This window comes from Thermovenabulum sp. (assembly GCF_049701175.1).
GTDB lineage: Bacteria > Bacillota > Thermosediminibacteria > Thermosediminibacterales > Thermosediminibacteraceae > Thermovenabulum.
In genome coordinates this window covers 71,150-89,006 of the sequence record NZ_JBNATW010000008.1, presented here as the reverse complement: position 1 = coordinate 89,006, position 17,857 = coordinate 71,150, and the positions used below count along the sequence as shown (strand labels likewise).

The window sequence follows — 17,857 nt, the reverse complement described above, 5'->3', positions numbered from 1 at the left end:
TACCCTGACAAATTCACAGACGAGCTTTACCTGACATTTTCATTGACGCTTGACATAAGTTCAGAAAAATTTAAGTTTCTTTTAAAATATTCATGATTATATTATAATAATTACATAAAATTTCATCTTATTAAAACAAAAAGGTGATGCTCCCATGAGGCTTTATTACTATAATCCGTACATATATGAATGGAATGCATATATTGTAAATCAAATAGAAAAGGACAGCAATTACATTGTAGAACTTTCAGAAACAGCCTTTTATCCAGAAGGTGGTGGGCAACCAAGAGACTTTGGATGGATTGATGGAATTGAAGTTGTAGATTTGTTTGAGGAAAATGATAAAATATATCATGTTCTTAAACAAAAACTTGAAAAAAATAATGTTTACTGCAAAATTGATTTTGAGAGAAGATTTGACCACATGCAAAACCATACAGGACAGCACCTTTTATCAGCAGTATTTTTGGAAATGTACGATGCTCCAACAAACAGCTTTCACCTTGGAGATGACTATTTAACAATAGATATAGGGCTTGATAATATAAACGACGAAATTATAAGAAATGTTGAAAATAGAGTAAATGAACTTATATTTAAAAATATCCCTGTAAAATCCTATACAATAACTAAAGAAGAAATTAAAAATCTTCCTTTAAGAAAGCTCCCTCCAAGTGATGTAAATATAAGAATAGTTGAAATAGAAGGCATAGACTATTCACCCTGCTGTGGAACCCATGTAAAAAGCCTTGGGGAAATTGGGATGGTAAAGATATTAAAGACTGAAAAATACAAAAACATGACAAGGGTTTATTTTAAGTGTGGCAAAAGGCTTCTTAGGGATTTTCAAGAGAAGAACAATATAATAAACAATTTAATAAAATTATTATCTGTTCCTCAAAATGAAATAACCATAAAAATAGAATCACTACAAAATGAAATCAAAAATCTTACAAGGCAATTAAATTCACAAAAAGAATTAAATGCCGAATTTATAGCAAAGGAACTTTTAAAAGATGCTGATGATAGAATTATAAAAATATTCGAAGATAAACCCTTTGAGGAAATACAGCTAATTGCTAATAAGTTATCTTCACTAAAAGATATATTAATCCTTTTTGCTTCTATCCCTGATAAAAAAGTTATCTTATCACACAATGGTAATCTAGACATAAACTGTGGAAAACTTTTTAAAGAAATTCTTGCTAAGTTTAACGGCCGTGGTGGTGGAAGTCCAAAATTTGCCCAAGGATCGTTTGAAAAGGTAGAGGATATATATAAATTTATAAATTTTTTTAAAAATTACAAAATGCATACTTCCTAACATTCATTTGCAAAAGCGGATTTGCAAAATACTTGCCCATTCAACCAAGATAAGCAACAGAAAAAGCAGGCTGTTAAAATATGATTTTAAGTCTCATCTATTACGACACCTTTATCTGCAATTGATTTTGATCCCGGCTCTTTTACTATTGTTGTTAAAAAAGAATATGGACTTAACTGCCACAGCATTAAAAATAGCCGAAATTGTCGGTCTTCATAAAGTCGGCAGGCTATTTATGACCGGCAGAGATATAGAAAAGATGAGTATTTCGGATATTTCCAAACAAAGTGTTCCTTAAGCTTTTCCGGATTTACATCACAGGCTGCCTCAACGGTCACCTTTCCGGCCCCTTTTTCCGACACAGCACGGGCAATAAAGTTTGCAAACCACCCCAAACCCAGCATGTCTAACTTTACAGCCATTTATATTCAACCTCCTGAATACATCCTTCCCTTTACCGCACAAGCCATTAACCAGCTATAATATATTTTCCCCCGTAACGGTATTTTACTTTCACACTGTGGCACGACAATTTAAAAAAAGGAGATGATGAAAGACTCTGAAGACCCCGTAGTTGCAAGCGTTACACCTACATTTTTAATGGGAATAATGATAATTTCCACGTATTTTTAGGCTTACAATCAAAGTTTAGCATTTTTGCTATAGGTGTTGGCACTATATTTCCAGCTGTTGCTCTTTGTTAAAAAAAGCTTTATACCCTAAATGTACAAATAAAATAACCGTCAGTGTTACGCTTCCAAGTATCCCGAGCATGATCGCTATTTGGTATTCTATATCATCATTCCCGGTAAAAACACTATGCCCATTCCCACCATAGAATTGATTGTTGGGAGAATTGCAGAATCAAATGCACTGTCAACGATCTGCTTTGCTGCCATTTTGGGAGTTGCATCGAGCATCAATGCTGATTCTATCAGATTTTTCTGGGCGGTCACACCGTCAACAAGCCTTGTTACGCCGAGGGAGATTCCCGTCATCGAGTTGCCGATAATCATTCCGGCAATTGGTATAAAGTATCTCGGTTCATACCATGGAGACAGATTAACCACAACGAGTATGAAGTACATAAGACTGGATAGCGTCCCGCATATCATCGAAAAGGCAATGATTCTTTTTATTTTTGGTGCAAGTTTCGTTTTTGTCCGCTTGTAAATATTGTAAGCTGCAGCAATTTGCCAAATTTGAAGCTCGATCACGCCTTTCATTTTCACTCCCCTCCTTAGCCTGCAACCGTTCCTTTTTTTATTTCAATTATAATGTCGGAAAAAACCTCTGAAACTTTTCTGGAATGAGTAACCATAATAAGTGTCTTATCCTTTGCCTTTGTATACTGAACCAAATTTTCTATAATCACTTTTTCTGTATCTTCATCCAGAGCAGATGAAGGTTCGTCCAGCAGAAAAACTTCGGGGTCCATTAATATGATTCTTCCAAGAGCCAATCGCTGCTTTTCTCCACCCGATAATTTTTCCGCATCTTCTGTAAGAGGTTTGTTCAGATGCACCATATTCAAAGTTTCCAGCAGTTTATTATCTCCAACAATTGGTTTTTCTGAAAACTTCAAGCCGATAAGCAGGTTATCCCTGACGGTACCGTCAAAAATTGGAGGAGTCTGGGGTAGCATGACCACATTTCTTCTCAATTCAATGGAATTTATCTCGTCTAACGGCTTTTCGTTATAAAATATTTTTCCGCATGTGGGACTTATGAGTTTATTTAATAACCTCAACAGAGTGGTTTTTCCGCTTCCGCTTTCTCCTACTATCGCGGTTATTTTGCCTTTTGGGATAAATAGATTTTTAACGTAAAGTATATCTTTGTATTTAACTTCCTGCAGACGAAACATGTTACATCCTCCCTTTTTTCATCTGAATATTTTTAATTTCCATTTTTAGGGTATTGACATATTACCGTAAGTCTTTTTATAAAAGTTGTAAGCAATATGTATACACAGACGATAACGAAAAAGCGGAGGCAGAACAAGAAGTCCTGATGCATTTTTGGAAAGTTTTGCAAGAAATAAAAAAGAATCCCGCTATCATTGAATGTGCCAGAAACACAGACGACATCCGCAGTATCGTGGCAAAGCGCGTAAGGAACAGCGTTTCGCCTTATCTTTACCGAATTCTGAGACTGGAAAAGAAAGTGGTGATTTTTGCGGAAATCCAAGCAAATACAGAGCTAAAAAACATAGAAAACACAGTGCTCACGAGAGAGCTAAAAAAGGCTCTAACGAGCGCAATAGAAGATTTTCTATACAACAAAAACGAACTTGAAATAGATATTTTTTGCCAATTCATTACCAAGGTGGCGGATGAATATGCGCCACGAGAAGTTACAGAGACGCTGGAAGAAATCGCTAAAAAACACGCCGTAAGCACGATCACGGTGAAACGACATAAAAAACGACTTTTACAAGAATTTCGCTCGCTCTTGCGAAAACGACTTTCGGCATAGAATACACCGAGTGCGCCTGCAACGCACTCGTTTAGATACATATTTTATATTGTTTGTTTACATATTCCGTATAGGCATCGCCTGCATACTATGTCTCACTATTATGCAAGGTGATGCAAATGCACTTTTTTTACTTGACAAAAAGCAAAAAATACAAATCTGTTCAATTTTTTAATATCTTAAGACTTTTTTCTTTTAATCCTTTCAGCGTAATTTTTTTGCAGTTTTATAAACATAATCCGTATTCGACATATCACCAATACTAACCCAATTTATACCATCTTCATCTTCTGTCCAATTTTCTTCATCTGTAGATAGATGAAGGTGTGCCTCCAGAAACTAATTCTTTTAGAATAGGCTTCAATTTACATACTGTCCAATGCTCTGGTATTTTCCCAATCCACTCAACACCCGAATCTTTATACTTCTCATACCGCTTATATCCCATTCCCTATCACCTTCTTTAGCTTTTCTTAAATCTGCTGTTCCAGTTCCACAATTTCCTTCAGTATTTCTTCCGACGGACGCAGAGGCTGATACTCGTAAAAATATCTTGTAAACGGGATTTCATAACCTATCTTGGCTTTATTTTCGTTAATCCAGACAATCGAAAGATGAAGTTTGACTTCCCTCGCAAAAGTATTATTTGAAGACTAACTTTGGCAAATTATTTTGTTTTATCACAAATATACTATGTTTTTCTCACAATACTAATGTTTTTAGCGTTGAATTCCACTTATTCTCTAAATACTTGATTTGTTTTTAAAATCGTGCCCAATATCTTTCCCCATTGTTATTTTCAAGCATAGTACCTGACCTCCTTGGCTTTGATGTATTGATACGAAAATTGATTAATTGCTGTTAATCTCTATTAATTTCCATTAACAGGCATTAATACAGATTAATAAAGATTAATAGAAATTAACAGACATTAATAAAGCTGCCTCATCCAAAAAAATAGCCTTGGAGCTACATAAACTAATACCATCGGAATGCAGTCTTATAGCTCTAAATTCGTTTTTGAAAACCATAACAGGTTTAAAAAAAAGATAATGCTTAAAGTAAAGCGTTTTTAAAAATGTATTGCTTACTATTCAAGTTTTTATCTTATATTCAACAGTGTTGAAATAGCAACTCCGAACATGAATGGAAAGCTTGAAACTGTTTTGTTTACAGAAAAACATTCTATATACTATTCAACATGTTCATGGTCTTCAGAGTGAAATTGGCCGAAACCCTTGTGATATAAATACAATTTCGATTTTAAAAACGAAAATCTTTGATTAAAGTTTCACATATTCAAAATCGTTCCGTTCATTTTTAAAAATGAAAAACAAAAATGAAAAAAATAAAGCCTCTACTCTGAGAACCAGGGTAGAGGCTTTTCATTTTTTATTTCTTTAAAACTAATACTCTCCCCTTGCCTCCAATAAACATTTAGTAAAATTTGATTTTAAAATCCCCTTTCAGTTATTATAAGAGCAAATAATAACATTTTTAGAAGGGAGAAGTGATAGGGATGGAGCAAAATGATATAAACATAAAGGATTTCAAAACACTCAAGGTGTGGCAAAAGGCAAGGGAATTGACTCAAGATATCTATAAAGTTTCCGCTAATTTTCCTGCATTCGAAACTTATGCAACAAAATCACAAATAATAAGGGCCGTTGCCTCAATCGGGGCAAATATTGCAGAGGGCAACGGCCAGCTTTATAAGAAAAAACAAATCAATTTCCTTAATAATGCGCTCGGCAGCGCATCGGAAACGCGGCATTGGCTTGTTATTGCTGCTGATAATGGATATATTTCTAAAGAAGATTATACTGTTCTTGAGCAAAAAACTATTGAAATAATTAAGATGTTGATCGGCTGTATCCGAAAACTGCAGGAACAAGCAGAGGATGAGGAAATAGCATAACCTTTGTCATGTTTCTGCCTTTTATATGGGAATAAGTGTATACGCTCCTTATTATTATAAACTCTACACTTATTCCCCTTCTTTCACATCTTAATCCTTTAATCCTTCTTTTATTTACTCCTTATACTACATAAACCTCTTCCTGCACCTCATCTATTATTAACCTGCTTCCTACAACATAGAACCTGACGAAAATCTGTTCCTGACTATCAGCAATTTTACCCGTATCTCCATCCTCAAGTTGACTGATGTAATCTTTATTTTGATTGATTACATCAATTACTTTTTGCTTTAATATCTCTTTATCAATAACATGACAATCCACCAAGCAATCCTTGATAAAAACCATCTTCCACTCCAGTTTCAGACCCTCCTTATTTTCTTCTGTCTTAATAATAACAAAATTTTATTTTTCTTGAAAGAATTTGTTTTACCAAAATGTCAGGTTCATGGTTCAAGGAAAAAAGGGATAAGTGGCGTAAATCCAGAATTTTTCAATGCTTTACCACTTATCCCTTTGCTATTTCTTTACGACTTGAACCTTAATCCTTTTCCCTTAACACTCATTCAACGGAACCACTTTTTTCGCATGGGGAAAGGTATAAATGAGAAATATATGTGCTTGCAAAAATTTACGCAGCTTAAACACTGAGTGCATTTATCCTTATCTATGATTGGATACCAATTTCTTACCATTTTGCTTAAAGCCTTCTATTTTTGATAGCGTTTTTGTAATTCGGTTATTTCTTCATCTATATGTTTCCTAGGTTGTTCTCTTATCATTTTGCCTATTTCGATGGCTTGCTGTATGTCTTCCGAACTCACCCCCAACTCAAAGGCATAGGAATAATGATATCGCAGACAAGGAACACAATTTGCCCCAATACTTGCGCCGATGGCAATAAGCTCCCTTATTTTATCATCTATCATGTTTCCCATATATATTACCTCCTCATTAAGTTAAAATATACTTATTTATTACCTTATTCCATTAATACGCTTTGGTAAACCCTCTTTATTATAATATTTTTTCTTCAGGGCTAAAGCCGCATTTACAAGTGCAAGCATTACTGGAACCTCAATTAATGGCCCAACAACAGCAGCCATCGCCTGACCTGAGCCTAAACCAAAAACTGCAACGGCAACTGCTATGGCAAGCTCAAAATTGTTACTGGCTGCAGTAAAGGATAAAGTAACAGTCTGTTCATAGTTGAAACCAGCAAGGTATGAGATAAAGAAACTTACAAAAAACATAATGACAAAGTATAACAATAGCGGAATAGCAATCCTTATAACATCACCAGGAAGTGTAACTATATATTTCCCTTTTAAAATAAACATCACAATGATAGTATATAAAAGGAAAATCAAAGCTATTGGTGAAATTTTAGGAACAAATACTTTTTCATACCATTCCTTGCCTTTTGAACCAATCAAAACAAATCTTGTAATAAAACCTGCAGCAAAGGGGATACCAAGATAGATAAGAACACTTTTGGCAACTTCCCAGATAGAAACCTCAACTATCATACCACCCCAAGACAACCCCAAAATTTTCGGTAGTAATGTAACAAAGATATATATATAGAATGAATAAAATATTATTTGAAATATTGAGTTTAAAGCTACTAACGCTGCTGCATATTCATTATCACCTTTGGCAAGGGTATTCCATACGATAACCATAGCAATACATCTTGCAAGTCCAATAATAATCAATCCAATGGCGTATTCATGCTTATCTGAAAGAAGCAAAAGTGCAAGTATAAACATCAAAATAGGACCAATTATCCAATTTTGTATTATAGAAAATATAAAGATTTTTTTATTTTTTGTAACCCTCCCCATTTCTTCATACTTTACTTTTGCAAGAGGTGGATACATCATCAGTATTAAACCTATAGCAATAGGCCATGAGGTCGTACCTGTACTCATACCTTCAAGGGTTTTTGCAAGTCCAGGAAAAAGGTAACCTAACAATACTCCAGCCGCCATAGCCAATAGTATCCAAAGAGTTAAAAATCTATCCAAAAAAGATAATTTAGATTTATTTTCAGTTTCCATTGTAATCACTCCTTCATTATTTATTAAATTCCTTAATCTCCTACTACAGGTTGATATAAAGAGAGAGCTTTTCTTTTTGTAGTTGTTCGCAAGTAATCCCCTTATTCTTATATAATGATAATTTCTTTTTGTCTTCTTCGCATTGCTTTATTTCGCTTAGCTCTTTTCCTAAAAGTTCATTTAAAAAAGGATATTTAGTGAGCATTTCTCGGTTTATACGGTAATAGACATAATGGCCCCTTTTTTCATATATTACTAAATTTGCATTGCTCAGCTTGTTTAAGTGTCTTGAAGCATTGGATTGGTTAATATTTAATATGTCTTCAAGCTCACATACACAAAGTTCAGTTTCCATCAACAGGTTAAGTATTCTCAAGCGAGTCTCTTCTGCCAAAGCTTTCAGTACTGAAATCAGCGACAAGCTTCTCACCTCCCAAATGCTAAATATTAAATATTATATGATTATAATTGAATCTAATCATAATAATATTCCATTAATTGAATGTTGTCAATATAAAAAAATGAGCAACATACATTTCAGCAAATCAAGCTTCATAAACAATTATAGAATGATAATGGAGAATATTATTTTCTACTCCCCACACTTTTTGAAAGAATGGAAAGCTTCCTTTGCCCTTGCTTTTTTCATGGGTTTTAGTGATAATTGCTCAAGATTCTTTACCACAGAGTTAAGTTTTTTGTAAGGAATCCCAATTAAGTTTTCTTCTTCTCTTATGTTAGTAGCATCCCTGCATCCATAACAACCCAGACTTGAATTTAATTTTCCCGTAACAAATGGAATAACTGTTGAATCTACACAAGTTGCCTGAAATATTGCTGAATTAAACTGCAGCCTTTCTCCTGTCTCATAAATATATGCCAAAGATAACCACATAAGGTGTTCAGGTTTGGACTCTACCACTACTACATCAGGTTCAACTTCCATATCTCCAAGCGGGCTTAATATTACCGCATGGTAATCCCCAAGGTTGAGCCTTGTCATCCCTTCCATAGCTTTTTTACCAGCCTCAGGCGTTGCAAATAATCCCAAGTTATAAAGCATCTGCCCTGATGCCAGCACCTCTGGTAACGGCTTAAACCCAAAAGCAGCAGCAGAAGCAGGACATGAAATATTCTCGCTGGTAACCATTACTTTTTCTCCATTTCCTGCTCTCATAAGCGCCTGGCAGTACCGCGTTTTTGTCACATCATCATAATTATCTTTTAGGTTTTGTTTTTCTTTTTCCTTTAAAAATTTAACCCCAACAGGTTCTCTTTCAAGTCCAAGAATCTCTTTCAATTTGGTTGCATATTCCATTAAATTGTTCATTAAGCTCAGCACCTCTCCTTCTAATTCTTTCTATCACACCATTTCGTTTTTGAGTGGAGTCTTTGAATATCTTTCTGAATAACAGGATACCTTTCTTTATTGCCAACTATAGTTTCAATAATATGTTTCATAATAGTATCGTCTAAATCTAAGTAATAAAAAATCCATTGTCCTTGTCTTTTGTCTCTCACAAATCCAATATCTCGAAGTTTTGCAAGGTGCCTGGATATTTTGGGCTGTGTTTCCTCCATAATTTCGCACATCTCACATACGCAAAGTTCTTTATGAAACAATAAAACCAAAATCCGCAGCCTTGTTTCATCGGATAAAACCTTAAAAAATTCTATTAATTTATCCATCGCTCCACCCTTTCTTCATCATCTTTGGTTATGGAAAAAACTTTTAATAATCTCTTCAACCTTTTGTTCCACTTTGTCCATATTACTCACATCATTAAAGTTTTTGTTTTTTTCAATGCCGAAATCACTGGTCAGCACTATTTCTTCATATCCTGTTATTCCTACTTTATCCAATGTTTTTGATGAACACTTCATCGGACAGCCGTTTAGTGCAATAAACTTATCATTTTCCTTCGCCATGTCAATAATCTTTTTAATTCCTAAAGGAAGTCCTAATGCACAAACCATGTTAATTTTTTCATTGTCTACATACTTCAATGCCACCTTACTTGTCATATTCCCTACATTACATGCCCCTTGGCAAGGCAAAATACCTAACTTCATAAAAATCACTCCTATAATTATATTTATATACGGATATGCGTATATAAATATACTATACTGGAAAATCGTATTTGTCAAGAAGCTGAAAAAGCCATTTAATTTAATTGAATAAAAATAGGCTATCCCATTTAAAAAATTTCTTTTTGGGATAGCCTCCTCCCATAGTAAAAAATTTTATTTCGACTCCTTTTTTTTCCTCTTTATCCTCTGCCGTCTTTTCTTTATCTTCATCTACAATTTCCATGGAACAACAACAAGATTTAGATGGTTTAAACAGCTTTGAGAAAATTGACTCCTTTTTTTCTGCCATTTCAATCACCTCCTGCTCTTACATAATTATATTAAACACATATCCTGTAATAACGGCTACGGCAAATATAGATACCACAAAAGCAACCATCATCTTTTTCTTAAAAATGGAATTTAAAAGCAACAGTTCTGGTATGCTTGCCCCCGCTCCGCCTATGATTAGTGCCATTACTGTACCGTAACTCATGCCCTTTGAAACCAACACCTGTGCAATAGGTATCATCGTCTCAGTTCGGATATACATTGGAATACCAATAATTGCAGCAACAGGCACTGAATAGAAATTAGATTTACCTGCAACTTTAATTATTAGATCTTCTGGAACAAATCCATAAATAAACGATCCAATACCAGCTCCAATTAACAGATACGGAAATACCCCTCTAAATAATCCTACGGCATCAATTAAGGCGGATTTAATCACTATTTTGTTCTTTTCAAAAAATGAACCTTGAAGCTTATCATATGTAGCTTCTTCTTGCATTTCTCCTTTAATGGTTACTCTTTTAACTTCCTTTTCCATGCCGAGCTTATCAAGTAAAATACCTATGACTACGGCAAATATGAAGGTAAATGCCGCATATACAAGTGTTACCTTAAGCCCGAAAAATGTCAAAAATAACGCTATAATAGCAGGGTTCAGTATAGGGGAAGATATAAGGAAAGATATTGCACCGCAAAACGGCGCTTCGCTTTTAAATAATCCTACCAAAATAGGTATTGTTGAACATGAACAAAAGGGCGTCACAGCGCCAAGTGCCGCACCAAGTATGCTGTTTAAACCCTTCTTCGGTACCGAAAGAATCATTTTTATTTTCTCTTTCGATAGGTATCTTTGAATAAGAGCCACAAGAAAACTTATACCAATAAAAAGAAATATAAGTTCCCCCATTATGGTGATAAATACTTTTCTTGTGTTGAGCAAATTAACTGTTTGAAACATTTTCCTTTAATTCCTCCTGACTTATACTTTTGAATATTTCACACAGGTAAGGATAAAGATTATTCTCGGTATTTAAGGAATAATAATTCCACACTGCCACTTGTCTTTTGTTAATTATATTTGCATCATAAAGCAGTTTTAAGTGATAAGAAATATTTGACTGACCGATGTTAAAAAAATCACAAATATCACATACGCATTTTTCCCCGTTTAAATATAAATACAAAAGAATCCTTAATCGAAATTCATCGGAAAGAGCTTTAAATTGATTGGCTTGCTGGGTTAACAGCTTATTTGTCATTAATGTATTCACCCCTTCAGTATTCAATAAAAAATTTTATTGACATTATTCGAATAATCGAATATACTATTTTTGAAAGGAGTTATGATATGTCGGAAAAAATTTTAAAAAAAACAGCTGAATATTTTAAGGCATTTTCTCACCCTACCAGAATCAAGATAATAGAGCTTCTTTCTGAAAATGAAACTTGTGTTTGTGAAATGATTAGTAGACTTAACCTTGATCAGTCTCATATTTCCAGACATCTTACTATCTTAAGGAGCATGGGTATTGTAGAAGACAGAAGGGAAGGAAATAGGGTATTTTATAAGTTAGTAGATCACGCAAGCATAGAGATGATTAAAAGAGTCAAAGAAAAGTTCACTAATTAAGGAGTATGCATTTTGTTTATTTTTTGTTATAATTATTTGATTATTCGAATATGCGATTTGTCTTAAATAATCCATAATAATGCTTTGAAGGGAGGTGAAAATATTGGCAAAAAACTGGTATCCCATTATAGACAAAGAAAAATGTATCCAATGTTATCAGTGTGTTAATTTTTGCACCCATGATGTTTATGAGATTGGTCAAGATGGATATCCAAATGTAAAAAATCCTGATAATTGTGTTGAATTCTGTAGAGGTTGTCAAAAAATTTGCCCTAACGAGGCTATCAAATATTTTGGAGAAGAAAGGTGAGAAATATGGCAAAAAGAGGTTTGTTGTTGTGTGTATGTCAAGGAACATGTCCTTCATTTCACAAGATGGATATTTTTGAGGTGTTAAACAGTTTGAGAAGAGAAGGTATATTTGAATGGGTAGGTTTACATCCTCAGCTTTGTTCTGATGATGGAGATAAATATTTAAGAGAGCTGCTTAATGGTGCTCAAATAGATCAGCTTTATGTGGCAGGTTGCGATCCAACAATGCAGAAAAAAATGTATCGCGACGCTTTCGAAGCAATAGGTTTTCCAAAAGAAAAGCACATAGGTGTTGAAATCAGAAACATGGACACTCAACAAGCAATTAATGCTATTAAAAAAGCTGTTGAAGAGCATAATTAAGAAAACTATTACTTTAAAAAAATTTAAAAAAACTCTTCCACTGCCCTCCAACCCGCGTAAAATCTACATGGGATTTTGTGGGAGGAAATTTTGTATGAAAAAAGTTGTTCCGAAAGAAGGGCAGGGTCAAGGATAAAAGGAAAAAGGGATAAGTGGCATAAAGGACGCTTCCCTCAAAGCTTCACCACTTATCCCTCATCTTGTTCAATACCACTTGAACCTTAAACCTTTTCCCTTAACACTCTCTCAAAAGAACCACTTTTTTCGCATGCGGAAAAGGTATAAATGACATATACAATTGCATTTTTCCTATTTCAATTTTAAATACACCACCCCTGACTCAAATATGCCAAATATGGATGGATACATTATAGCGCACAAACCAAATGAGCAAAAGCACCTTTTATCCTATTTCGAAATTTTCATATATATGTAGCTGTCCGATTTTAAAATCGTTATTCGTTTTTAAAAATATAGAAGGAGCAAAAATCGCTCCTTCAAAACATACAATGTGTAAAGCAAAAAGAAAAAGAAGGAGGTTTTCAAAAACCTGGTCATCTCGCAAAACCCCATTTCGTTTTCAAAAACATATTAAATCAAATATCTTATTAAAAATCAAGATTTTTATGTCTCAAGCTTTTTGCTTTGTAACATTTTTTAAATTTTATCACAAACTTATTCTAATATTTTTCCTCTTTGGAAGTGTTCAAAAGAGTTTTTTTTGAAGCAAATGCAAAAGGCTATTTGTTTCTAAAATCTCATTTCATATTCCTACTCTTGTTCTTTATGCTCAACTTCTAAGCTTTCTATTTTGATTTTTGGACAATATAAATTAATGTGGCCTCTCTCATTATTGTTATCTTTCCCCCACATATCCTCAACTTCTGAAACCCTTGATTTTACTGGGTTGAAGGCACTTTTAAAGGGCAAAATTTACGCCATAGGCAATTTTACTGGCTTCAAAGCACCTTTAAAATAGGGAATCAATTTATATTACTACTTCGTGTTAATGGCTAATCCTTTTGTTTTTACATTATTATGTTATCTTCCCCCCGACAACCCCCAATCCATGGAAGCTTTGATTTTACTGGATTTAGAGCGTTTTTAAAGGGTGAAATTTACGCCACAGGCAATCTTTCTGAATTACAATTACTTTTCCGATAAGTTTTCAGGTTTCGATTTTAAAAACGAAAAGTTTTTAAAAAGATTTCGTTTTTAGCGTTTCAATTTTAAAATCGTAATTACACATTTAAAAATAAAAAACCTCTACATACACTTTATCCTTATGCAGAGGCTTTTATTTTTATGGCTTTAGGAATGGAAACTCGGCACTGGCTAATAATCGTATTTGGTAACGGGTATATTCCCTCAGAAAAAGTTATAATAACCTTGGGCAAAAAATTACAAAAATCACTAAAATGCTTATCGATTCCAAACAAATAGAACATCAGGGTGCTCCGCACTTTAAACAACTTCATGAAACGAGCATAATCCCCCGATGCCGTGACTTGGCAGAATTGGCGACGGCTGTTTTGAAAATTCTAAAACAGCACTGCTTGTTACTATCATGCCTCGATTTCTTGCGGGGTTTTTTGTTTTCAAAAACAAAGAAAGCGAGATGCTTGTCATAACTCTCATAGACTTTGTATCTCTTGATTTTGTGCCTTTTCTTTTGCAGAAACAGTATTTGTATTTGGTTTTTAAAATGCCGTTCTTGTTACTCTTACAGCGACGCATTAATTGTAGTAATGTAATAATGTAGTAATGTAGTAATGTAGCAATGTAGTATTGTAGTAATGTAGTAACTTTTTTGTTGTGTTTTTAAAGTTACCAGCGTTAGGCTCTTTGCGAAAACCTAAGAGGGAAAACGATTTTCGCCCTTGCTTGTTTTATTTTTACTTCCCAAACACCATCCTAATACAAAAATAAAACCATCTTTATTCTGCTTTTTTTCATCTTTTCTCTTCCATCCTCCGCTCTGCAGCAAAATAAAAAGCCCTGCAGAAACAGGGCTCCTATAGTGCGAACGATTCCGCGAGGCGAACCGAAATTGTAAGGAGAGGTGCGGCACACGGGAAATAATACCGCTTATGCCAGACTAAGCGTTTTCCGCTGCCGCTCGGCACTGCAAGCATAACCTCACCTCGCCAAAAGCTAAATTGAACAACATATATCCAAAACGCTCCCCTGCGAGGGGAGTAAACGAACTTTTCGTAGATTACTTTCATCTATAGCCCTCCTGTCTTACTTGCTTTTTCTTTCCAGGTTTTTCCTCGCTTACATCTTATCATCTTTTTTAGTGCTTGGCAAGATTGATGCTGGAAAAAGCTCATTTTCTCCTTTGTAACAAATGTATATGCCCAGCTCTTTACGGCAAGCCGTTTCGCCCACCCACAACTCCCTCTTTGAGAAGTAGTTGAAATGAGAAATTATCTTGTTATTTATTTTTCCTTCCACTTTCCCACCTGAACCGATTCCAAAATTACCTTATTTGTTGCATAAGATAAAAATCAATTGCTGATATTCTATTTTCATACATTTTTCTGAATTCCTTTTCGGGAACTTCGTCAGGATCCTGATATCCAGAAAGCTGGATAACACTAATCTCGTCAAGGTTAAAACCCGCTTTTGAAAACTGATTAATACTCCTGATCACTCCGTTTTTCCCCGAATCTTCATCTTCACCTTTGCAGCTGTCATTATCAAGACACAGAATTATCTCAGCAGGCGATAGTTCATACAGTAATTTCAACTGATATTTAGAAATTGAAGTGCCTAAAAGTGCTACCGCAGTATATCCCATACGGTGAAGTGCTATCGCATCAAAAACACCCTCAACAAGTATAATTTTGCTCAAATCATAACCTTCGCCTTGTGCTTCATATAACCCGTAAAGGCATTCACTTTTTGCACCTATAACTTTATATTTACCAAAATACTCAGCCTTTTCCTCTGACAATGTGCGTCTTACAACCGCCTTCAGTTTTCCATCTGTAGAATAAACAGGGAAAATAATATCTTCTTCTTCGGGATCAAAGCCAATCCAAAAATTCTCGATGTCCCAATCAGTAAGCTTGCGTTCTTCAGTAAGATAACGGAGAGGATATTTACTCTCTAATAATGCATTATGCCATTCGCGAATTTGCGATTCTTTATATACAGCAGATTCATCTTCTGCTTCAACTGTTCTATATTCCTTTATGAATGAAAGAGTGCTGTCCTTGAACGATAATAATCCTTTTTTATTCTTATAACTATACTTGGTAATATTTCGGCATAACAAATCTATTTCCAAATTTGCCAAGCTTGCCATATACCTGATTGCTCTTTCCCTGTCGTCTGTTTTCATTATTCGCATAACAAGATCAACCAGGTTGTAACCGTTCTTTTCGCAACCGTGACTAAAACAGCAGAAAACCCTCTTTTCTACATTTATTGAAAGGTTATAACCGTTTGCATTTTGGTGAAAAGGGCAAACAATCCTTACTTCATCACCATATCTTTTGTAACTGACATCTAAATCATCAAGCAATTCAATTACATTTGTATTTCTTATCACCGTCCGCTCAATTCTTTTTGAAATCAAGATACCGCCTCCGTTCCAATAATATTCTCGATGTCTTCATCTGTAATCATTAATTCTTTCGGGCAAATGCGCCGCAGCAGAAAACGAATCCCTTTCTCTTTTTCAGGCCCTTTTGTCGTATTACAGTAAGTGTAAATAAACCCAAGACGATGGAGAATTTCTATATGTTTCTTTACAGTGTCCCATGTGCGCACGCATAAATACTCTTTGAGTTCCTCTTTTGTCACAGTTACCATGTATCCATTTTTTGCTTTTGCAAGCAGAAATATATACAGCATCTTTGAATTTATGTTCAGACTTCTACAAAAAACAAGATTCAGCGGAATATAAGTTAAATATTCGGAATCATTTGCTTTTTTAAATTTGTACAAGTTATTTATATAGCGCTGATCAGTTCCGTTTCTGCGTCTGCTTCGAATTGCAAATATCGTCCCTTTCTCTGCCAGTTTGTCGATTGCTTCAATTATAGTTGTGTGTGAATGGCCAGCCGCATTCTCCAACAGCTCAATCGAAGGATATGCTTCGTAGTTTATGTTGCAGTATGACTTGATCATTATATAGACCAATTTTTCCCATAGACTCATGTCCTTTGCGTAAATAATTGAATCTTCAATATAAACGGCATTATAATCGCCTATCTTATTTGTGTTTGCCAATTCTTTCTCAGTAAAATTCAGCAAACCGTAGTGAATTGTATAAGCCAACAAATTTTTTTGAGGCGTTTCGTAAAAGATTTTATATCCGTCCGATACCTGTTCAATCTTTATAACCTTATTCTTTTTATTCTGACTCATCGGATCCTCCTCCTTTCCTTAAACTTGCGGGCGCGGCGGGAAAGCGACACTTCCTTCCTTGAGTACTAGTACTTATATAGGTTTTATACTTAAACAAAAATTTATAGACATTTATAAGGTGTGAAGTTATCTTTTAATTTGTCTTTCATTCCGCTTTATTGCAAGAGCCGATTCCAAAATTTCGTTTTTAAGCTTGCCCGCAAAATAAAATTTACTTAGAGGATTTTCCTTATCATTTTAGAACATCATAAGGATAAAACTCAAATTTTACTCCCCCTGCCGTTAATTTTTCAGGGTAAACTTACTTTTCAAAAATACAGGAAATAAAAAAAGCAGCTGCCCATGCTAACAGCTGCTCGGATTCTACCATACAAAATTTGAAATTTCAGCCCAAGTTATCTATGGGTAAGATGCTTCATACGCGATTTTACAAAAACTCTACCTTTAAAATCGAAAAAGCACAAAACGAATAAATGAGCATTTAAAACAGTCTTAGCTATAATCTTTCGTAAAAAAATTTTTTGTCAAATCGACTTGCCGACTCGCCCCCAACTCCTTCTATGAGAAATATTGCCATAAATTATATGACATGATCAATAACATATTTTTCAAGGAGAAGTTATCTATTAAGTTGTTTTTCTTTCCTCTCTTTCGTCTGACCCAATTCCAAAATTTTGGCTTAATTATTTTATTGGGTTAGTAAGGTCGATTCTGAAGATAACAATACAAATCTTTATTATCGTATTTTTCGCTACATAATCGTAATCCTTGCTCGGCAACCCGAGCAGAGAATCACGGACACAGCCTCCAACAAAAAAAGTTCTTCCCCCAGCTTCGGCAATAGCCTTAGCTATTGCTTCGATTATCCTCATAATTTCCAACATCCTGCTTCATCTTTAAAAATATCTATCAAAATCAAAATATAAGTAACGCCAATCTCTTTTCTTTTTCAAGCAAAAGAAGCCTTTTCATAAATACCACACTCAACTTAAATCCGTTATATTTTCTTCAAAATGTGAAA

The 17,857-nt window shown here is 34.5% G+C and carries 25 protein-coding genes and 1 pseudogene; 6 read left to right on the top strand and 20 right to left on the bottom strand.

The genetic code is table 11. The features are described 5' to 3' along the window. Positions 1–154 precede the first annotated feature (154 nt). Positions 155–1,324 carry an alanyl-tRNA editing protein gene (locus ACPLVF_RS04530; RefSeq protein ID WP_424906634.1) on the top strand — a complete coding sequence of 390 codons (1,170 nt, stop codon included), beginning with the start codon at positions 155–157 and terminating at the stop codon, positions 1,322–1,324. 233 nt (positions 1,325–1,557) lie between these two features. Here ACPLVF_RS04530 and ACPLVF_RS04525 read toward each other — a convergent pair whose 3' ends face one another. The 3 genes and pseudogenes from ACPLVF_RS04525 to ACPLVF_RS04515 form a co-directional block, all read right to left on the bottom strand. Continuing rightward, positions 1,558–1,746, bottom strand: a complete 189-nt coding sequence (locus ACPLVF_RS04525) for a hypothetical protein (protein ID WP_424906633.1) — start codon at positions 1,744–1,746, stop codon at positions 1,558–1,560. Positions 1,747–1,999: 253 nt separating this feature from the next. After that, a pseudogene (locus ACPLVF_RS04520) lies at positions 2,000–2,526 on the bottom strand (ABC transporter permease); the annotation flags it as partial. A 38-nt stretch (positions 2,527–2,564) separates the two neighbouring features. Next, positions 2,565–3,191 carry an ABC transporter ATP-binding protein gene (locus ACPLVF_RS04515; RefSeq protein WP_424906632.1) on the bottom strand — a complete coding sequence of 209 codons (627 nt, stop codon included), beginning with the start codon at positions 3,189–3,191 and terminating at the stop codon, positions 2,565–2,567. 53 nt (positions 3,192–3,244) lie between these two features. Between ACPLVF_RS04515 and ACPLVF_RS04510 the strand changes: the two genes are divergently transcribed. Then, the gene (locus ACPLVF_RS04510; RefSeq protein ID WP_424906631.1) at positions 3,245–3,802 is read left to right on the top strand and encodes a hypothetical protein; all 558 of its coding nucleotides are present in this window, start codon (positions 3,245–3,247) and stop codon (positions 3,800–3,802) included. A 304-nt stretch (positions 3,803–4,106) separates the two neighbouring features. On the opposite strand, the gene ACPLVF_RS04505 is transcribed toward ACPLVF_RS04510, so the two are convergent. Further along, on the bottom strand, positions 4,107–4,250 hold the full coding sequence (locus ACPLVF_RS04505; RefSeq protein ID WP_424906630.1) for a hypothetical protein: 144 nt from the start codon (positions 4,248–4,250) through the stop codon (positions 4,107–4,109). Positions 4,251–5,321: 1,071 nt separating this feature from the next. Between ACPLVF_RS04505 and ACPLVF_RS04500 the strand changes: the two genes are divergently transcribed. Beyond that, positions 5,322–5,720 (top strand): four helix bundle protein, encoded by a 399-nt coding sequence (locus ACPLVF_RS04500; RefSeq protein WP_424906629.1) that lies wholly within the window; start codon positions 5,322–5,324, stop codon positions 5,718–5,720. Between the two features lie 121 nt (positions 5,721–5,841). Here ACPLVF_RS04500 and ACPLVF_RS04495 read toward each other — a convergent pair whose 3' ends face one another. From ACPLVF_RS04495 to ACPLVF_RS04445, 11 genes are all read right to left on the bottom strand, one after another. Then, entirely contained in the window at positions 5,842–6,069 is a 228-nt protein-coding gene (locus ACPLVF_RS04495; protein WP_424906628.1) for a hypothetical protein, read from the bottom strand. 218 nt (positions 6,070–6,287) lie between these two features. Further along, complete coding sequence (locus ACPLVF_RS04490; protein WP_424906627.1) at positions 6,288–6,416, bottom strand: 4Fe-4S binding protein; 129 nt, start codon at positions 6,414–6,416, stop codon at positions 6,288–6,290. A gap of 15 nt (positions 6,417–6,431) precedes the next feature. Then, positions 6,432–6,665 carry a carboxymuconolactone decarboxylase family protein gene (locus tag ACPLVF_RS04485; RefSeq protein ID WP_424906637.1) on the bottom strand — a complete coding sequence of 78 codons (234 nt, stop codon included), beginning with the start codon at positions 6,663–6,665 and terminating at the stop codon, positions 6,432–6,434. 33 nt (positions 6,666–6,698) lie between these two features. Next, the gene (gene arsB / locus ACPLVF_RS04480) at positions 6,699–7,784 is read right to left on the bottom strand and encodes an ACR3 family arsenite efflux transporter (RefSeq protein WP_424906626.1); all 1,086 of its coding nucleotides are present in this window, start codon (positions 7,782–7,784) and stop codon (positions 6,699–6,701) included. Positions 7,785–7,827: 43 nt separating this feature from the next. Beyond that, on the bottom strand, positions 7,828–8,214 hold the full coding sequence (locus ACPLVF_RS04475) for an ArsR/SmtB family transcription factor (RefSeq protein WP_424906625.1): 387 nt from the start codon (positions 8,212–8,214) through the stop codon (positions 7,828–7,830). Between the two features lie 162 nt (positions 8,215–8,376). Continuing rightward, positions 8,377–9,114 carry a DUF169 domain-containing protein gene (locus tag ACPLVF_RS04470; protein WP_424906624.1) on the bottom strand — a complete coding sequence of 246 codons (738 nt, stop codon included), beginning with the start codon at positions 9,112–9,114 and terminating at the stop codon, positions 8,377–8,379. A gap of 20 nt (positions 9,115–9,134) precedes the next feature. After that, positions 9,135–9,473, bottom strand: coding sequence for an ArsR/SmtB family transcription factor (locus ACPLVF_RS04465; protein ID WP_424906623.1), 339 nt, complete (start codon positions 9,471–9,473; stop codon positions 9,135–9,137). An 18-nt stretch (positions 9,474–9,491) separates the two neighbouring features. Further along, on the bottom strand, positions 9,492–9,857 hold the full coding sequence (locus ACPLVF_RS04460; protein ID WP_424906622.1) for a putative zinc-binding protein: 366 nt from the start codon (positions 9,855–9,857) through the stop codon (positions 9,492–9,494). A gap of 100 nt (positions 9,858–9,957) precedes the next feature. Beyond that, a complete protein-coding gene (locus tag ACPLVF_RS04455) occupies positions 9,958–10,167 on the bottom strand; it encodes a hypothetical protein (protein ID WP_424906621.1) in 210 nt (69 codons plus the stop codon). A gap of 18 nt (positions 10,168–10,185) precedes the next feature. Continuing rightward, on the bottom strand, positions 10,186–11,109 hold the full coding sequence (locus ACPLVF_RS04450) for a permease (RefSeq protein WP_424906620.1): 924 nt from the start codon (positions 11,107–11,109) through the stop codon (positions 10,186–10,188). Beyond that, the gene (locus ACPLVF_RS04445) at positions 11,093–11,410 is read right to left on the bottom strand and encodes an ArsR/SmtB family transcription factor (RefSeq protein ID WP_424906619.1); all 318 of its coding nucleotides are present in this window, start codon (positions 11,408–11,410) and stop codon (positions 11,093–11,095) included. The genes ACPLVF_RS04450 and ACPLVF_RS04445 overlap by 17 nt, the downstream gene beginning before the upstream one ends. Before the next feature lie 89 nt (positions 11,411–11,499). Here ACPLVF_RS04445 and ACPLVF_RS04440 point away from each other — a divergent pair, with 89 nt between their 5' ends. The 3 genes from ACPLVF_RS04440 to ACPLVF_RS04430 all read left to right on the top strand — a co-directional run bounded on the left by ACPLVF_RS04440 (position 11,500) and on the right by ACPLVF_RS04430 (position 12,456). Continuing rightward, positions 11,500–11,781: an ArsR/SmtB family transcription factor gene (locus ACPLVF_RS04440; protein ID WP_424906618.1), complete on the top strand. Its 282-nt coding sequence runs from the start codon at positions 11,500–11,502 to the stop codon at positions 11,779–11,781. Between the two features lie 103 nt (positions 11,782–11,884). Beyond that, on the top strand, positions 11,885–12,091 hold the full coding sequence (locus ACPLVF_RS04435) for a 4Fe-4S dicluster domain-containing protein (RefSeq protein ID WP_424906617.1): 207 nt from the start codon (positions 11,885–11,887) through the stop codon (positions 12,089–12,091). A gap of 5 nt (positions 12,092–12,096) precedes the next feature. After that, the gene (locus ACPLVF_RS04430) at positions 12,097–12,456 is read left to right on the top strand and encodes a heterodisulfide reductase subunit A-like protein (protein ID WP_424906636.1); all 360 of its coding nucleotides are present in this window, start codon (positions 12,097–12,099) and stop codon (positions 12,454–12,456) included. A gap of 1,464 nt (positions 12,457–13,920) precedes the next feature. Here the strand turns inward: ACPLVF_RS04430 and ACPLVF_RS04425 are convergent. The 5 genes from ACPLVF_RS04425 to ACPLVF_RS04405 all read right to left on the bottom strand — a co-directional run bounded on the left by ACPLVF_RS04425 (position 13,921) and on the right by ACPLVF_RS04405 (position 17,720). After that, positions 13,921–14,094 carry a hypothetical protein gene (locus tag ACPLVF_RS04425; protein WP_424906616.1) on the bottom strand — a complete coding sequence of 58 codons (174 nt, stop codon included), beginning with the start codon at positions 14,092–14,094 and terminating at the stop codon, positions 13,921–13,923. A 639-nt stretch (positions 14,095–14,733) separates the two neighbouring features. Then, positions 14,734–14,913, bottom strand: a complete 180-nt coding sequence (locus tag ACPLVF_RS04420) for a hypothetical protein (protein WP_424906615.1) — start codon at positions 14,911–14,913, stop codon at positions 14,734–14,736. A 25-nt stretch (positions 14,914–14,938) separates the two neighbouring features. Further along, a complete protein-coding gene (locus tag ACPLVF_RS04415) occupies positions 14,939–16,042 on the bottom strand; it encodes a toprim domain-containing protein (RefSeq protein WP_424906614.1) in 1,104 nt (367 codons plus the stop codon). Continuing rightward, complete coding sequence (locus tag ACPLVF_RS04410; protein WP_424906613.1) at positions 16,039–16,836, bottom strand: helix-turn-helix domain-containing protein; 798 nt, start codon at positions 16,834–16,836, stop codon at positions 16,039–16,041. Before ACPLVF_RS04410 ends, ACPLVF_RS04415 begins: the two co-directional genes overlap by 4 nt. A 683-nt stretch (positions 16,837–17,519) precedes the next feature. Next, the gene (locus ACPLVF_RS04405; RefSeq protein ID WP_424906612.1) at positions 17,520–17,720 is read right to left on the bottom strand and encodes a hypothetical protein; all 201 of its coding nucleotides are present in this window, start codon (positions 17,718–17,720) and stop codon (positions 17,520–17,522) included. Positions 17,721–17,857 lie beyond the last annotated feature (137 nt).

What these genes read in the sequence shown, in the direction of transcription:
- ACPLVF_RS04505 (WP_424906630.1), bottom strand. Translation starts at nt 4,250, where the DNA reads ATGGGATATAAGCGGTATGAGAAGTATAAAGATTCGGGTGTTGAGTGG.
- ACPLVF_RS04490 (WP_424906627.1), bottom strand. Translation starts at nt 6,416, where the DNA reads ATGGTAAGAAATTGGTATCCAATCATAGATAAGGATAAATGCACTCAG.
- ACPLVF_RS04515 (WP_424906632.1), bottom strand. Translation starts at nt 3,191, where the DNA reads ATGTTTCGTCTGCAGGAAGTTAAATACAAAGATATACTTTACGTTAAA.
- ACPLVF_RS04405 (WP_424906612.1), bottom strand. Translation starts at nt 17,720, where the DNA reads ATGTTGGAAATTATGAGGATAATCGAAGCAATAGCTAAGGCTATTGCC.
- ACPLVF_RS04410 (WP_424906613.1), bottom strand. Translation starts at nt 16,836, where the DNA reads ATGAGTCAGAATAAAAAGAATAAGGTTATAAAGATTGAACAGGTATCG.
- ACPLVF_RS04525 (WP_424906633.1), bottom strand. Translation starts at nt 1,746, where the DNA reads ATGGCTGTAAAGTTAGACATGCTGGGTTTGGGGTGGTTTGCAAACTTT.
- ACPLVF_RS04455 (WP_424906621.1), bottom strand. Translation starts at nt 10,167, where the DNA reads ATGGCAGAAAAAAAGGAGTCAATTTTCTCAAAGCTGTTTAAACCATCT.
- ACPLVF_RS04465 (WP_424906623.1), bottom strand. Translation starts at nt 9,473, where the DNA reads ATGGATAAATTAATAGAATTTTTTAAGGTTTTATCCGATGAAACAAGG.
- arsB (WP_424906626.1), bottom strand. Translation starts at nt 7,784, where the DNA reads ATGGAAACTGAAAATAAATCTAAATTATCTTTTTTGGATAGATTTTTA.
- ACPLVF_RS04445 (WP_424906619.1), bottom strand. Translation starts at nt 11,410, where the DNA reads ATGACAAATAAGCTGTTAACCCAGCAAGCCAATCAATTTAAAGCTCTT.
- ACPLVF_RS04440 (WP_424906618.1), top strand. Translation starts at nt 11,500, where the DNA reads ATGTCGGAAAAAATTTTAAAAAAAACAGCTGAATATTTTAAGGCATTT.
- ACPLVF_RS04530 (WP_424906634.1), top strand. Translation starts at nt 155, where the DNA reads ATGAGGCTTTATTACTATAATCCGTACATATATGAATGGAATGCATAT.
- ACPLVF_RS04495 (WP_424906628.1), bottom strand. Translation starts at nt 6,069, where the DNA reads ATGGTTTTTATCAAGGATTGCTTGGTGGATTGTCATGTTATTGATAAA.
- ACPLVF_RS04470 (WP_424906624.1), bottom strand. Translation starts at nt 9,114, where the DNA reads ATGAACAATTTAATGGAATATGCAACCAAATTGAAAGAGATTCTTGGA.
- ACPLVF_RS04450 (WP_424906620.1), bottom strand. Translation starts at nt 11,109, where the DNA reads ATGTTTCAAACAGTTAATTTGCTCAACACAAGAAAAGTATTTATCACC.
- ACPLVF_RS04500 (WP_424906629.1), top strand. Translation starts at nt 5,322, where the DNA reads ATGGAGCAAAATGATATAAACATAAAGGATTTCAAAACACTCAAGGTG.
- ACPLVF_RS04460 (WP_424906622.1), bottom strand. Translation starts at nt 9,857, where the DNA reads ATGAAGTTAGGTATTTTGCCTTGCCAAGGGGCATGTAATGTAGGGAAT.
- ACPLVF_RS04430 (WP_424906636.1), top strand. Translation starts at nt 12,097, where the DNA reads ATGGCAAAAAGAGGTTTGTTGTTGTGTGTATGTCAAGGAACATGTCCT.
- ACPLVF_RS04425 (WP_424906616.1), bottom strand. Translation starts at nt 14,094, where the DNA reads ATGAGAGTTATGACAAGCATCTCGCTTTCTTTGTTTTTGAAAACAAAA.